Annotated in this window: 16 protein-coding genes; 5 read left to right on the top strand and 11 right to left on the bottom strand. The window is 65.5% G+C overall.

Going from position 1 to position 13,262, the window contains the following annotated elements:
* Position 1: 1 nt before the first annotated feature.
* On the bottom strand, positions 2 to 385 hold the full coding sequence (locus KJJ24_RS08860) for a hypothetical protein (protein WP_214338132.1): 384 nt from the start codon (positions 383 to 385) through the stop codon (positions 2 to 4).
* Positions 386 to 446: 61 nt separating this feature from the next.
* A complete protein-coding gene (locus KJJ24_RS08855; RefSeq protein ID WP_214338130.1) occupies positions 447 to 722 on the bottom strand; it encodes a DUF2973 domain-containing protein in 276 nt (91 codons plus the stop codon).
* A 167-nt stretch (positions 723 to 889) separates the two neighbouring features.
* Here KJJ24_RS08855 and KJJ24_RS08850 point away from each other — a divergent pair, with 167 nt between their 5' ends.
* Positions 890 to 2,014 (top strand): trypsin-like peptidase domain-containing protein, encoded by a 1,125-nt coding sequence (locus tag KJJ24_RS08850; protein ID WP_214338128.1) that lies wholly within the window; start codon positions 890 to 892, stop codon positions 2,012 to 2,014.
* Here KJJ24_RS08850 and KJJ24_RS08845 read toward each other — a convergent pair.
* The 8 genes from KJJ24_RS08845 to KJJ24_RS08810 all read right to left on the bottom strand — a co-directional run bounded on the left by KJJ24_RS08845 (position 2,006) and on the right by KJJ24_RS08810 (position 10,027).
* Positions 2,006 to 2,200, bottom strand: a complete 195-nt coding sequence (locus tag KJJ24_RS08845; protein WP_214343787.1) for a hypothetical protein — start codon at positions 2,198 to 2,200, stop codon at positions 2,006 to 2,008. The two genes, KJJ24_RS08850 and KJJ24_RS08845, sit on opposite strands and share 9 nt — an antisense overlap.
* Positions 2,201 to 2,341: 141 nt before the next feature.
* Positions 2,342 to 4,069 carry an ATP-binding cassette domain-containing protein gene (locus KJJ24_RS08840; protein ID WP_214338126.1) on the bottom strand — a complete coding sequence of 576 codons (1,728 nt, stop codon included), beginning with the start codon at positions 4,067 to 4,069 and terminating at the stop codon, positions 2,342 to 2,344.
* 221 nt (positions 4,070 to 4,290) lie between these two features.
* Entirely contained in the window at positions 4,291 to 4,524 is a 234-nt protein-coding gene (locus KJJ24_RS08835) for a hypothetical protein (RefSeq protein ID WP_214338124.1), read from the bottom strand.
* A gap of 87 nt (positions 4,525 to 4,611) precedes the next feature.
* On the bottom strand, positions 4,612 to 5,763 hold the full coding sequence (locus tag KJJ24_RS08830) for an anhydro-N-acetylmuramic acid kinase (protein ID WP_214343512.1): 1,152 nt from the start codon (positions 5,761 to 5,763) through the stop codon (positions 4,612 to 4,614).
* A 63-nt stretch (positions 5,764 to 5,826) separates the two neighbouring features.
* Positions 5,827 to 6,462, bottom strand: a complete 636-nt coding sequence (locus KJJ24_RS08825) for a peroxiredoxin (RefSeq protein WP_214343510.1) — start codon at positions 6,460 to 6,462, stop codon at positions 5,827 to 5,829.
* Between the two features lie 54 nt (positions 6,463 to 6,516).
* On the bottom strand, positions 6,517 to 8,157 hold the full coding sequence (gene hflX / locus KJJ24_RS08820) for a GTPase HflX (RefSeq protein ID WP_214338122.1): 1,641 nt from the start codon (positions 8,155 to 8,157) through the stop codon (positions 6,517 to 6,519).
* Positions 8,154 to 8,828 (bottom strand): HAD-IA family hydrolase, encoded by a 675-nt coding sequence (locus KJJ24_RS08815; RefSeq protein ID WP_214338121.1) that lies wholly within the window; start codon positions 8,826 to 8,828, stop codon positions 8,154 to 8,156. Before KJJ24_RS08815 ends, hflX begins: the two co-directional genes overlap by 4 nt.
* Positions 8,829 to 8,848: 20 nt before the next feature.
* Positions 8,849 to 10,027 carry an NAD(P)/FAD-dependent oxidoreductase gene (locus KJJ24_RS08810; RefSeq protein ID WP_214338119.1) on the bottom strand — a complete coding sequence of 393 codons (1,179 nt, stop codon included), beginning with the start codon at positions 10,025 to 10,027 and terminating at the stop codon, positions 8,849 to 8,851.
* A gap of 89 nt (positions 10,028 to 10,116) precedes the next feature.
* On the opposite strand from KJJ24_RS08810, the gene KJJ24_RS08805 reads away from it, so the two are divergent.
* Together KJJ24_RS08805 and KJJ24_RS08800 are read left to right on the top strand one after the other, a co-directional pair.
* Positions 10,117 to 10,854, top strand: a complete 738-nt coding sequence (locus KJJ24_RS08805) for a phosphoadenylyl-sulfate reductase (protein WP_214338118.1) — start codon at positions 10,117 to 10,119, stop codon at positions 10,852 to 10,854.
* The gene (locus tag KJJ24_RS08800; protein WP_214338116.1) at positions 10,855 to 11,553 is read left to right on the top strand and encodes a type III pantothenate kinase; all 699 of its coding nucleotides are present in this window, start codon (positions 10,855 to 10,857) and stop codon (positions 11,551 to 11,553) included.
* A 9-nt stretch (positions 11,554 to 11,562) separates the two neighbouring features.
* On the opposite strand, the gene bcp is transcribed toward KJJ24_RS08800, so the two are convergent.
* Entirely contained in the window at positions 11,563 to 12,030 is a 468-nt protein-coding gene (gene bcp, locus KJJ24_RS08795) for a thioredoxin-dependent thiol peroxidase (RefSeq protein WP_214338114.1), read from the bottom strand.
* Between the two features lie 163 nt (positions 12,031 to 12,193).
* Between bcp and KJJ24_RS08790 the strand changes: the two genes are divergently transcribed.
* Entirely contained in the window at positions 12,194 to 12,715 is a 522-nt protein-coding gene (locus KJJ24_RS08790) for a 4'-phosphopantetheinyl transferase superfamily protein (protein ID WP_214338112.1), read from the top strand.
* Positions 12,716 to 12,750: 35 nt separating this feature from the next.
* Positions 12,751 to 13,260: a hypothetical protein gene (locus tag KJJ24_RS08785; protein WP_250544544.1), complete on the top strand. Its 510-nt coding sequence runs from the start codon at positions 12,751 to 12,753 to the stop codon at positions 13,258 to 13,260.
* The last annotated feature ends 2 nt before the right edge of the window (positions 13,261 to 13,262 follow it).

Raw genomic sequence — 13,262 nt, 5'->3', positions numbered from 1 at the left:
ATCAGCGCACGTGACGGGCGCCATCCACCGGGTGGTAGACCTCGCCGGTGGTTTCCTCATAAACGATCGCCGGCAGACCGGTTTCAAACATCGTTTGCAGGGCTTCCTTGAGATAAGGGTTCCAGCCACCGGTGCTCACCTTGCCGTGGCGCACGGTCCAGTCCCAGGTGCCCTGCAAATCGCGAGGCACGCGGCCTTCCCGGTCGCGGCGTGCCACCAAGTCTTGCGACTCCACCAAGCCCACAAGGATCGGCTCCTTGCCGTAGGCCGGCGTGAGAATGAGCTCAAGGCGTACAGGGTCTTCCTTCACCAGCTTCAACTGGAAGCGGGGGGGCAGCTTGATGGCCTTGAGCACCGCAGCCACGATCCGGGTTCTTTGCTCCACTCAGCCTCCGCTGTGTCCACAAGCACCCAACGTTTGTACCAGCTGATGGGCCCCTGCGGGTTCAGCTGGGGTCGTTCGGTGAGGCGGGCTGCTCGTTGTCGCCGCTGAAGCGCACGGTGAGTAGGTCGTCGCGGGTGAGCTGACCGTCGGCATCCAGAAGCTCGGGATGAATGGTGAGCCGGCCTGTGCGATCGCCACGGGGCGCACGGGGCTGGTCACCAGGGCGCGGCACCGCTGCAAAGCCGCGGCTCATGATCTTGAAGGCTTGCCACAGCAATCCCAGAAAACAGGCCCCGTAGACCAGCGGCAGCAGCGTGGCAAACAGCTCGGATCTCATGGGCAGGGTGCCGGAAGGACGCGATGAATGGTGATGACCTCGTTGAATCCATCATCGCGCGACTGAGCGCCTGCTGCTGGCACGAGCAGTGGGGGAATCCACCAGGCACTGTGTCTTTGCCTCAGGCTGAAACCTGTTTACGGTCGTGATTCACATCATCGGGTGGTATGGCTGCTGCACCCTTCCAGCTGTTGCCTTTGGCACTGGCCACCACGCTGATCGGTGCCGGCCTGCCACCTGTTTTGGCGCAGTCGCCTGCTGCCAATGCCGTGCTCTCGCGTCAGTCGTTTGTGGCGGATGCGGTGCGCCGCAGCGGTCCTGCAGTGGTCACCATCGACACCGAGCGAACTGTGGTGGTGCCCGGGCGGCAGGTGCTGCCGCCATTCCCGTTCATGGATCCATTGCTGCGCCAGTTCTTTGGTCTTCCCCAGGGCAGTGGAGCTATCCCGCCTTCGCAGCGCACTGAACGGGGGCAGGGCAGCGGTTTTATCTATGAATCCAGCGGTCTGCTCCTCACCAATGCCCATGTGGTGGAGGGCAGTGATCGGGTGATGGTGGGCCTGAGCGATGGCCGCCGCGTGGAAGGCAAGGTCGTGGGTGCTGATCGGGTCACCGATTTGGCGGTGGTTCAGCTGCCGGGGGGCAGTTGGCCCGTGGCGCCCCTGGGCAATTCCGAGGCTCTGCAGGTGGGCGATTGGGTGATTGCCGTTGGGAATCCTTTCGGCCTGGATCAAACGGTGACGCTCGGCATCGTGAGCAGCCTCAACCGCAATGCCGCCAAGCTGGGCATCACCGACAAGCGGCTCGAGCTGATCCAAACCGACGCCGCCATCAATCCGGGCAACTCCGGAGGTCCGCTGCTCGATGCCGATGGCGCGGTGGTGGGGATCAACACCTTGGTGCGCTCTGGGCCTGGCGCCGGTCTGGGCTTTGCGATCCCGATCAATCGCGCCCGCAGCATCGCTCAGCAGCTGGTGAGCAAAGGCAGCGTGAGCCACGCCATGATCGGTGTTGGCCTCGATGCGGTGCGCACCAGTAGCGGTGCGATCAGCCCCGGTGCTGTGGTGCGCAGCGTGGTCCCATCGGGGCCAGCCGCCAGAGCCGGTCTCAGGCCAGGCGACGTGATCACGGCGGTGGGTGAGCAGCCGGTGCGCGATCCAGCCCAGCTCACCCAATTGGTGGAACGCAATGGGGTGGGGCGTCCGATGAACCTCACCGTGCAGCGCCAGGGCCTGAGCCTCAGGCTGCAGGTGACGCCCGTTGAGCTCTCCACCTTGATGGGCTCACGTTGAGCTGTCGGTGGAGCGCAGTACCTCCACGCACTGCGTTACGCACTCCCCGTCGTCGAGGGAACAAGCGGTGATGCACTCGAAATAGGTCTCCACGGGATCGTGGTCTCCCCCAGCGCCGCTGGGTTGCCCAGCGGCCAGAAGATCAGCCCCGCCGAAGGGTGTGGATGGATGCGGAAGGATGCCCATGCGCTGACCTCTCCTGGTGGGTGAATCATCAGCGTATGCACACTTTGTGTCTCGGCCAAGAGCAATGAGTTCTCTTGCCTAGGGAACTGTGAAGTTGTTTGTCGTGCCCGTCTCAAGGCGAGGCTGCCGTCCTGTTGGTGCTCAGGCAGCCTTTTGCTTGCGGGCTTCGGTCTTGGCCTTTTGCTTCTCCCGGTTGGCCTTGCGCTTGGCCTCCTGTTCGGCAGCGAGGCGAACGCTTTCCGCCTCGGTGGCCTCTTCGGCTTTCTTCTCGCGGTAATAGGCGTAATCGCCCCGGTAGAGAACCAGCTCGCCGTCGCGGATTTCCACGATTTTATTGGCTACCCGCGAGATGAAATACCGGTCGTGACTGACCACCAGCACGGCACCGTCGTAGTCGATCAGCGCATCCTCAAGCATCTGTTTGGCCGGGATGTCGAGGTGGTTGGTGGGCTCATCCAGCACCACCAGATTGCAGGGCATCAGCAGCATCAGCGCCAGGGCTAGGCGTGCCTTTTCGCCGCCGGAGAGCTTGCCAACCTCCTTGAACACAGAATCGTTGCTGAAGCAGAAGCTGCCCAGCAGGGAGCGCACCTGGCTCTGGGTCCAGTCGGGAACCGCTTCAAAGAGGGTGTCGATCACCGTTTTGGAGAGATCGAGCGCTTCGGCCTGGTTCTGCTCGAAATAGCCGGCGATCACGTTGTGCTCGCCGAGGCTTGCGATGCCTTCATCGGGGCTTTCGATCCCCATGACCAGACGCAGCAGGGTGGATTTACCAGCTCCGTTGGGGCCGACAAAAGCAATGCGATCGCCCCGCTCTACCTCGAGGTTGCTGCCCAAGAACAAGATCTGATCGCCGTAGCTGTGGCTGAGGTCTTTGATCTCGGCAATCAGCCGGCCGCTGCGCGGCGCTGGCGGGAACTGGAAGCGCGGGCCGCTGACGCTCTCGATCGGTGCTTCGATCCGTTCCACCTTGTCGAGCAGTTTTTCCCGGCTCTTGGCCTGCGTGGAGCGGGTGGCGCTGGCGCGGAAGCGATCGATGTAGGCCTGCTGGGTGGCCAGCTCCTTTTGCTGCCGCTCAAACGCGGCCTGGCCGGCTTCGCGTTCCAGGGCCTTGAGCTCGAGGTGTTGGCTGTAGTTGCCCAGGTAGCTGCGGGAGACGCCCCGCTCGGTTTCCACGATCTGATTGCAGACCCGATCGAGGAAGGCCCGGTCGTGGCTGATCACCACCAGCGGGCAGGTCTGGCCCACCAGATAGTCCTCTAGCCACTGGATCGTCTCCACATCCAGGTGGTTGGTGGGTTCGTCGAGCAGCAAGAGATCCGGCTCCTGCAGCAGCACCTTGCCCAAGGCGATGCGCATCTGCCAGCCGCCGGAGTAATCGCCCACCAGCTGCTCAGCACCCTCGGGGGTGAATCCGATGGTGGGCAGCAGCTTGTCGATGCGGGCATCGAGCTCGTAGCCATGCAGGCTCTCGAAGCGGGTCTGCAGGCTGCCGAGTTCGTGGATCAGATCGTTGAGGTGATCGGGGTCTTCGGCGGCTTTCTCCGAGCCCATCTCCTCTTCCACCTCCCGCTGGCGATTGAGCACGGTGGCCGCTTCGCCAAAGGCTTGGAACAGCTCCTGCCGCACGGTGCGGCTGACATCCACATCAAATTCCTGCTGCAGATACACGATCCGGGGATCGCCCTGCTTCACCACCTGGCCGCTACTGGGCTCTTCCATCCCAGCGATGATCCGCATCTGGGTGGATTTACCGGCGCCATTCACGCCCACCAGGCCGATGCGATCGCCCGCCTTCACCTCCCAGGTGACATCCCGCAACACCTCACCGGTGGGGTAAATCTTCGAGACGCGTTCGAGGCGGAGCAAGGAGATGCGGCTGGCGGGCGCCCGGGGCCCTGTCCTGAGTGCATCATCTCCCCTGGGCGGTCCGGCCCTGCAGACTGTTTTACGTCAACGCACTGGCCTGCGCCATGGTGAAGCGGCTTGAACAGGTGGCTGCGCTGGTGGTAGCGGCTGGCCTGGCGATCGTGAGCTACTGGCTGTTCTTCAGCTGGATGGGTGGCGATCGACGCCCGCGGCGCAGTGCGTTAGAGGCCGCCCCTGGCCTTGAGCAGCCACTGCTTGGTTTCAGGGTCGTCAAGGGTGCTCAGGTGGGCCTTCACCTCATCGCGGCTTACGGGGAGCCCCCAGCCCTCACCCAGGCTGCAGATGCGGCTGAGGGCGCCTGAAGGGTCCTGCAGGGCCTGGCGAAACAGCTCCTGGGTGAGCTGCTGATTACTGCGGATGCGCTCGTAGAGGGCGTGGGCGTTGCCGGCGCTCATGAACCTGCTGGCCGATCGCTTCACCCTATGCAGATGCTGCAGCTCTGCCCACGCTTCGTGGCGGAACGTGATCTGCCCGCGCTGGGCTCACTGGCCTGGAGAAGCGCACACCCCCAGCACGGCTGGCTGGGATGCTCCGGTGACCGAGGGGAGCGAGCCGGGGATCCTCAGTTGATGCCACCAGGCAAGGAGCGCGAAGGCCAGCGCTTCTCGGTCGCTGTCGCCGATGCCTAGCTCCGCCAGCGGACGCAGCTCCAGGCCGCGGCAGCGGCGGCGCAGCTGCCGCATCAGCGTGTGGTTGCGAGCGCCTCCTCCCGCCACCAGCAGCTCAACGATGGCTGGGCTTTGGTTGAGATCCTGTGCCACAACTGCTGCGCTGAAGGCCGTGAGCGTTGCCAGAGCGTTGGAGGGCTCCAGGTTGCTGCCGCGCTGGTGGGCGCTCTGCTCCAGATCATGCAGGCGTTGTTGCAAATCGCTCTGGCCGAACAGCTCACGCCCTGTTGATTTGGGTGGCGTCTGCTGCAGGTAGGGCAGCTCCAACCAGTGCTGGATCAAGGCCTCATCTGGTTTTCCCTGAGCTGCCCAGGCTCCGCCGGCATCAAAGTTTTGCTTGCCGCCGCTGAAGTGATCCACAGCCAGATCAAGCAGCGTGTTGGCGGGGCCGCAGTCCCAGCCCTGCACCGCGGCGGCCCGATCGGGGCCCGATGCGGGCGGCAGGAGGGTGAGATTGGCGATGCCGCCCAGGTTGAGTAGCCCTCGCCAGCCCCCCGCCGCCGGCAGCAGGGCGGCATCGGCAGCGGGCACCAGCGGTGCACCTTGGCCGCCAAGGGCCAGATCAGCGGCGCGAAAGTCGTAGACCACCGGCCGTTGCAAGAGCTGAGCTAGCAGCGGCCCCTGTAGGAGCTGCCAGCTGCAACCGCGTTGGTTGGCAAGGGGCGGCCGATGCCAGACCGTCTGGCCGTGACAACCCACCAGTGCGGCGCGTCCCTCTGGATCGCAAGCCCGTGCTGCCTCGGCCTGCACCTGCGTGAGCGCTTCGCCGAGCTCAAGCACCTCCGCCGCCACGAGCGGCTGCCCCTGGCCGATGGCGATCAGGCGCCGGCGCAGGGCGGTTGGATAGGGCAGAGCCGCGCGGCTGAGCAGCCGCCAGCGTGGGCGACGCGGCGGACCCGCAAACTCCGCCAGCACGGCATCCACGCCGTCGGCGCTGGTGCCGCTCATCAGACCCAACACCCGCATGGCCACAAAAAAGCCCCCGGGCATTCTCCCGGGGGCCAGTGCATTGAGGCGAGGCTTAGTGGCTCACTTATTGGGCTGCGGGGTCATACGCAGGTAAGGCTTGATCTCGGTGACGCCCTTGGGGAACTTGTTGCGGGCTTCCTCGGTGGGGATGGAGGGCACCACCACGCAGTCGTTGCCGTCGGTCCAGTTCACTGGAGTAGCCACCTGGTGGTGGTCGGTGAGCTGCAGGGAGTCGATCACCCGCAGGATCTCGTGGAAGTTGCGGCCGGTGCTGGCGGGGTAGGTGATCTGCAGACGCAGCTTCTTGTTGGGGTCGATGATGAACACCGAACGCACCGTGAGGTTGTTGAGCGAATTGGGATGGATCATCCCGTAGAGATCGCTCACTTTCTTGTCCTCGTCGGCGAGGATCGGATAGTCGACCGTGGTGTTCTGGGTCTCGTTGATGTCGCAGATCCAGCCGCCATGGCTCTCGGCGGAGTCAACGCTCAGGGCGATGGTCTTCACGTTGCGCTTCTCCCACTCGGGGCGCAGGCGCGACACTTCACCCAGCTCGGTGGTGCACACCGGGGTGTAGTCGGCGGGGTGGGAGAAGAGCACAACCCAGCTGTTGCCAGCAAAGTCGTACAGGTTGATCGGACCCAGCTGAGAGTTCTGGGTGAAGTCGGGGACGGTGTCGCCCAGTTGGAGCGCCATGAAGCCGGGTGGGGGAAGGGCCAAATGGTGCCATAGCCAGCGGCGCAACTGACGTCAAGCCGCCTGTGTCTGTTCTCTGAAAAGCCACTCGCGCAGACGCTCCAGCCCGAGTCCGCCCGTGGCGGACACAAACAGGGCCTGCGCATCGAGTGCCAGCGCCTGCTCCAGGGCTGCGGCGGGACAGCGGTCGATCTGGTTGCCGATCAGGCGGCGGGGTGTGTCGCTGCCCAGCTCATCAAGGATGGCGTGCACCGTGCGCAGCTGGTCGGCCCAGCCAGGGTCGGCGAGATCCACCACCAGCAGCAGCTGATCAGCGTCCAGCGTTTCCTCGAGCGTGGAGCGGAAGGCTTCCACCAGCGGCGGTGGCAGGGCACGAATGAAGCCCACGGTGTCGGTGAGCAGCAGCGTCTGCGGTGGGCCACCGGCAGGGTCGGGCCGCTTGATGCGGCGCGTGGTGGGATCGAGGGTGGCGAACAATTTGTTCTCCGCCAGCACCCCTTCCCCTGTTGCCGGTTTGCTGAGGGCATTGAGCAAGGAGCTCTTGCCGGCATTGGTGTAGCCCACCAGCGCGAAGCGCTGCAGGCCATGGCGGCCGCTGCGGATACGAGCCCGGTGCTCCTGCAGCTTTTGCACGTCGCGCTGCAGTTTGTCGATGCGGCGTGCGATGGCGCGGCGGTCTTTCTCCAGCTGCGTTTCACCGGGGCCGCGTGTGCCGATCCCTCCCCCCTGGCGCGAGAGGCTCAGGCCCCGCCCTACCAGCCGGGGTAACCGGTAGCGCAATTGGGCTAGCTCCACCTGCAGCCGGCCGGCGCCACTGGCGGCCCGTTGGGCAAAGATGTCAAGAATCAGCTCGCTGCGATCGCTCACCGGCAAATCGAGCAGCCGCTCCAAGTTGCGTGCCTGGGCGGGCGTGAGTTCGCGGTCGGTGACCACCAGGGAAGCTCCCAGCCGCCTGGCCTCCAGCGCAGCTTCGCGGAGTTTTCCCTCGCCCCAGAGTGTCTGGGCTGATCCGGAGGCTTTGCGTTGCACCACCAGACCAACAGGCTGTGATCCGGCACTGCGGACCAGGCCTTCCAGCTCGGCGATCTCGCGGCGGGCTGCTTCTGGATCGCCCGGGCTGAGTACAAGCAACAGCACCTGCTCCTGGCCGCTGCGGTTGGCGGTGGGCGGAGGAGGTGCTGCATCACGTTCCGGTGGAATCCACTGGCAGAGCTCGCCTAAATCGGCTTCGGTTTGGGGTTGCCAGGGATGGGCTGGATCGCCGCCCGGCCGATAGGCGGCGGCGGGCCAGTGGCCGCCGGGCTGAGGATGGGCGCTGAAGCGCAGCCAGAACTGTGGGTTGAGATCCAGCCCCACCACGGCCTCACTGCCATGGGGTTCGAGCTGCTTGGCGCGTCCCACACAGGTGATCAGCCGTAGATCGCTGCCTTGGCGTCGGGGACCGCCTGGCAACCGCTCCAGGAGCCGGCCCGATTGCTCCAAGGGGCCGACCCACAGCAGCCGGCAGAGGCCGCGGCCATCGATCACCAGGCTCAGGGGTAACTCCAGCTCCGTGCTCTCCGCCGCCAGCCGTTGCAGGGTCAAGAGGTCGGCTCCGAAGGCCTCCGGGTGGCGGCGGTGGCTGAGGCGCTCCAGCCGCCGGCTCTGGGCGGGGCGGAGGCCGGCAGTGCGGCCTAGCAGGGCGGTTTGCTTCAAGCGGCGCCGCCGGGGGTGCCAGCGGGTTGATGCCGCTCGATCAACACGCAGTGCACTCCAGCCGCTCGGGCTCCGGCCTCATCCTCAGGGCTGTCGCCGATGTGCCACACCGAGGCCGCCGGCAGGTTGAGCAGTTCTAGGGCTTTGTGGAAGGGCAGCGGGTTGGGTTTGGCGGCCCCGACCTGTGACGACACCACCACCGCATCGAACAGCGGCGCTAGCTCCAGTGCCTCAAGCAGCCGATGCAGGCGTTGATCAAAGTTGCTCACCACCGCAAGCTTGAGCCCAGCGTCGCGCCAGCGCCGGAGATACTCCAAAACGTCGTCGTACACCTGCCAGGGTTCGGCCGCGGCGAAATGTTCAAACAGCGATGGCCCCAGCCCTGCTGGCAGTGCCTCGTGATGACCGCAGGCCTGGAGGGTGGCCGTAATCAGCTCAACCCACCAGCGCTGCTCAGCTGCTTGGAGCGCCTGCCCCTCCAGCCCCGGGAAGGCCAGCGGCGGTGCAGCGCGGAACAGGCGGGGAAATGCCGCATTGATGGCTTCAGCTTCCACGTTCACCCCGTGCTCGGCGGCAAAGGCGGCGTAGGTGCTGCCTACGGAGCGCCGCAGTCCGATCAGGGTGCCCATTGCATCGAGCAGCAATCCCTCGGGCCTGCGGGCATCGGTCATGGGCGGAGCGTGTCTGTGAGTCAGAACCAATCGGCCAGCCAGCCGCCGGCTACGCGCAGCTGATGCTGCAGGCCCGGCATCCGGGCTAAGTAGGCCAGCCGCCGCAGCTGAAAGGCAGCGGGGCCGGCCAGGGTGATTCCCATGCCGGTGAGGGTGGCTTGGCCCATGCCCAGCCCGAGCATTTCGCCCAGATCCTTCCAGATGAAGGGTGCGAGCTCCTCGCCCCGCTGCTCTCGCAGCACGTTGGCGGCTACGCAGCTGGCCTGCTGATAAGCCACCTGGGCGGTGGCGGGGTAACTGCCGCCGAAAGCATCGGGGCAGACCGCCGCATCACCCACTGCAAAGAGGTGCTCGGCACCGAGAACCCGCAGGGTCTCATCGCATTGCAGCCGGCCGCGCTGGTCGCGTTCCACCACTGGCGTGATCGGGGGGACACAGCCCACGACCCCGCCTGTCCAGATCGCTCCATCACAGCTGAGCTCCTCCTGGCTGGCTCCATCGCCGCGCTGCAGGGTGAGGGAGGTGGGGCCGACGGCCATCACCCGGGTGCCGGTACGCAGGCGAATGTCGCGCTTGAGCAGCGCTTCGCGCGCTTGATCGCGGTTGAAGGAGCGGGCTGCCGGCAGGAGCTCCTCTCCTTGCTCGATCAGTTCCACAACGGCGGCTCCGTCGAGCAGATCGGCCAGCTTGCAGGCCAGCTCCACGCCGCTGGCCCCGGCACCCACGATCACGATGCGCTGCAGCGGGCGCTGTTGCTCGCGCAGGCGCTGCACGAGCTGTTGCAGCTGCTCCACATCGGCCAGGCTGCGGAAGCCAAGGCAGTGCTCGACCACCCCGGGAATGCCATAGGTGCAGGGTTTGCCGCCGGTGGCCAGAACGAGCTGGCTGTAGTGCAGCTGCTGGCCTCCTTCGGTGCACAACAGCTGCGTGCTGCTGTCGATCTGGCTGACGCGATCCTGCAGCCACACCACGCCTTTGCCCGCCAGCAGCTCCCGGTAGGGCGGCGCCACTTCCCAGCGCCGCAATTCTCGGCTGAGCAGCTCGTAAAGCAGCGGCAGGAAGAGGAAGCGCTCCTGGGGCTCAATCAGCACCACCGGGATGTCGCTGGCGTTGGCTGCCAGTTCCAGAGCGGCGCTCAGCCCGCCGAAACCTCCACCCACCACAACAATGGGCTGCTTTTTGGCCTCGACTGGCGGCACGGTTCCGATCGGGCTTCTTGTGTTCCGCGAACCCTAACCAGCAGCTTTGGCTGCGGAAGCCATCACCCCTGGCATTGGAGGATGAGGAGATGACGAGCACCTCGGCCACCCCCAAGGCGTCCATGGATGTGCAGCAGGCCTGCGCCGAGCTGGAATCGTGTGACGCGCTGGGGGCGCTGCGCTGGGGGCTCGCGCAGTTTGGCGATGGTTTCGCCCTCACCACCAGTTTTGGTATCCAGGCGGCGGTGTCGCTGCACCTCGTCAGCCAGCTGGAGAAGGCTGTGCCGGTGATCTGGGTGGATACGGGGTATCTACCGCCCGAGACCTACCGCTACGCGGAATCCATGATCGAGCTGCTGGGGCTGCAGGTGCATGTGGCCCAAGCCCAGATCAGCCCAGCGCGAATGGAGGCCCTGTATGGACGCCTCTGGGAGACCGGCCGCGTTGAAGATATGGAGGCCTACCTGCGCATCCGCAAAGTGGAGCCCCTGGATCAGGCCATGGAGGCGCTCAACGTTCGCTGTTGGGCCAGCGGTGTGCGCGGCCGCCAAACCGATCACCGCAGCACGATGCAACCGCTGGCGGAGGTGCGGGGGCGCTGGTCGCTGCGGCCCCTACTGTCCTGGAGCACTAAAGATGTCTTCTATTACATGCAGGAGCACGGGCTGCCCCAGCACCCCTTGTTTGAGCAGGGATATTCCACCGTGGGCGACTGGCATTCCAGCGGTCCGGATGATGGCGGTCTCAGTGGCCGCGCCACCCGCTTCGGGGGGCTCAAGCAGGAGTGCGGCATTCATCTGCCGGGGATGGCCGGTGAGGGCATTTGAATGGCTCGGCTGTTGCTGATCGGCAACAGCCGCTGGCATTGGGCTGAGACCAGTGGCAACGGCTTGCGCTGTTGGCACACTGCTCCCAGCGAGGGACTGGATCCGGCACAACAGCAAGGCTTGCAGGCCTGGGCCGCTGTGGGGCCTTTGCCCGAGCCCGCTCCTAACCCCTTGGTCCGCAGGATCGACCTTGGCGATATTCCCTTGAAGGATCGACCGGCCTGGCTAGGAATCGATCGGGCCCTCGTGGGCTGGCGTGCCAGCCAGCAACAGGGGCACGGCGTGTTGGTGGCCGATGCCGGCACCGCGCTCAGCCTCACCTGGGTGGATGCGCAGAGCCGCTTTCAAGGGGGGCTGATCAGCGCTGGTGTGGCCCTGCAATTGCGCGGGCTGGGCGGCTCTACTGCGCAGTTACCCCTGTTGCAGCCCGCCGGGGCCGGCTCTGGTGAGGCATGGCCGCGGCAAACCGCAGCTGCCATGGAAGAGGGCTGCCGCCGTGCCGTGGCTGGGGCGATCCTGCAGGCCTGGAGCACGCTACGGGCGCAGGTCGGGAGTGTCGACTTGGCCCTCTGGCTCACCGGCGGTGACGGACCGCAGTTGATGCCGTTGCTGGAGGAGCAGCAGGTGCGGCCCGTTTTGGCTCCTGATCTGGCCCTTGAGGCTTTGGCCGCACTTCCGGTCGTCGGGCTGCTGCGCTGAGGGGGCTGATCAGGCCAGGGCCAGGTCGCGCAGGATGTCGTCGGCCATGGTTTCGGCCTTCACCTTGGTGTAGGCCTTCTCGATCTTGCCGTCTGCATCCACCACGAAGGTGTGGCGCATCATCCCCATGTATTCACGGCCCATGAATTTCTTGAGGCCATAGCTGCCAAAGCTCTCGGCCACCGGGCACGGCTCGGCGTCGGTGAGGAGGGTGAAGGGCAGCTCGTATTTGCTGATGAATTTGTTGTGGCTGGTGGCACCGTCTTTGCTGATGCCGAGCACAGCAATGTTGTGCTGTTCGAAGGCAGACCATTGATCGCGGAAGTTGCAGGCTTCCTTGGTGCACCCGGGCGTGTCGTCCTTCGGATAGAAGTAGATCACCACACGCTGGCCCTTGAAGCCGGCCAGACTCACCTCCTTGCCGTTTTGGTCGGGGAGGGTGAAGTCGGGAGCGGCATCACCGATCTGCAGCGCCATGGCGGGGGAACAACACACTCGGCGGAGCCTAAGGGGAGCTGTTGGGACCCCGGTGCAGCCCCGGCGTCAGCAACCCCACCTTTGGTTGCTCCCTCTGGCAGCCGGCGATGGATGGCCCGTATCCCAGTCGGAGCAAGGCTGGAGCCAGGCGTTGCCCGCGCCGGTGCAGAAGCGTTACCTGCGTAGCCGCAGCCTGCTGCGGCGCCAGTTGGCGGGGGTGCTGTCGCTGCCCGCAGCAGCGGTGCCCCTGCACAGCCCGCCTGGGGAGGCGCCCACCCTTCAGCAGGGCCACGGCTATGTGAGCCTCAGCCATAGCGGCGATCAAGTGCTGCTGGCTTGGTCTCCCTGGACGATCGGGGTGGATTTGGAGCGGCAGGCGCGTCCCATACAGGCCGATCTTCTGGCCCGTCGCTTCTTCCCGAAGCAGGAGTGGCAGCAGCTACAGCTTCACGATTCAGCCTTGCGTGCGGCATTGGTGCTGGAGAGCTGGGTGCGTAAGGAGGCTGCGATCAAGTGGAGGCGCAGCAGCTTGGCGAGCGATCTGCGCCATTGGTGCTGGAACGCCGAGCAGCAGGAGTTGTCCCACCTCCAGGAGGGATGGCAACCGGCGAGTCATTGCGAGCTGCGTAACGGCTGGTTGTGCGCTGTGGTGGGGCAGGCAGCCGAACAGGGCATCTGGGGCTAGCGTCCCCGCGTCCTCAGGCTGGGTTGGCAATACGCATGCCCATCGCTCTGCGCTTCAGTGTGCTCACACTGTTAGGCCTGTTTGGCCTGGCCGGTCTGGTGCAGTTACGGCTGGTGCCGCCACCGGCCAGCCGCACAGGCAATGCCACCGATCGGGTGTTGGCTGATCTCGCCAGCCAGGAAGCTCGGCAGGATGGGCGTGCCCGTGCCTCTGCGGTGCTGGGCCAGTTTGTGGGCGGTGAGATCACCAGGTATTACTGGGGTGGCTTCACCGGCTATCTGGATGTGCTCGGTCTTGAGCCCCCGGAAGACATGGACGTTCGCGTCAGCGAGGCTCCAGATCGTGTGCAGCTACTGCTGATCCCCCGCGGTGGTGAGCTGCGTTACGTGGCCGAAGTGCAGGCCGAAGACAATGTGCCTCGTGGTGTTGCCTGTACTGGCCTGGGTGAGCCTGGGGCTTTCGTGATGCATCGCGATGCGCTGCACTGTCCCCCCGGATGGACACCTCTGGCGCTGCCCTCCCGCCGCGGCAACGCGGCAGGCTGATA

Source organism: Synechococcus sp. LA31 (genome assembly GCF_018502385.1).
GTDB lineage: Bacteria > Cyanobacteriota > Cyanobacteriia > PCC-6307 > Cyanobiaceae > Vulcanococcus.
Note: the sequence above shows the minus strand (reverse complement) of the source record. Positions and strands in the feature narration are given on the sequence as shown.

Bases quoted from the DNA above. Each gene is read 5' to 3' on its own strand.
- KJJ24_RS08805 (WP_214338118.1), top strand. From the start codon at position 10,117: ATGACGAGCACCTCGGCCACCCCCAAGGCGTCCATGGATGTGCAGCAG.
- KJJ24_RS08850 (WP_214338128.1), top strand. From the start codon at position 890: ATGGCTGCTGCACCCTTCCAGCTGTTGCCTTTGGCACTGGCCACCACG.
- KJJ24_RS08785 (WP_250544544.1), top strand. From the start codon at position 12,751: ATGCCCATCGCTCTGCGCTTCAGTGTGCTCACACTGTTAGGCCTGTTT.
- KJJ24_RS08815 (WP_214338121.1), bottom strand. From the start codon at position 8,828: ATGACCGATGCCCGCAGGCCCGAGGGATTGCTGCTCGATGCAATGGGC.
- KJJ24_RS08825 (WP_214343510.1), bottom strand. From the start codon at position 6,462: ATGGCGCTCCAACTGGGCGACACCGTCCCCGACTTCACCCAGAACTCT.
- KJJ24_RS08855 (WP_214338130.1), bottom strand. From the start codon at position 722: ATGAGATCCGAGCTGTTTGCCACGCTGCTGCCGCTGGTCTACGGGGCC.
- KJJ24_RS08800 (WP_214338116.1), top strand. From the start codon at position 10,855: ATGGCTCGGCTGTTGCTGATCGGCAACAGCCGCTGGCATTGGGCTGAG.
- KJJ24_RS08830 (WP_214343512.1), bottom strand. From the start codon at position 5,763: ATGCGGGTGTTGGGTCTGATGAGCGGCACCAGCGCCGACGGCGTGGAT.
- bcp (WP_214338114.1), bottom strand. From the start codon at position 12,030: ATGGCGCTGCAGATCGGTGATGCCGCTCCCGACTTCACCCTCCCCGAC.
- KJJ24_RS08845 (WP_214343787.1), bottom strand. From the start codon at position 2,200: ATGGGCATCCTTCCGCATCCATCCACACCCTTCGGCGGGGCTGATCTT.
- KJJ24_RS08835 (WP_214338124.1), bottom strand. From the start codon at position 4,524: ATGAGCGCCGGCAACGCCCACGCCCTCTACGAGCGCATCCGCAGTAAT.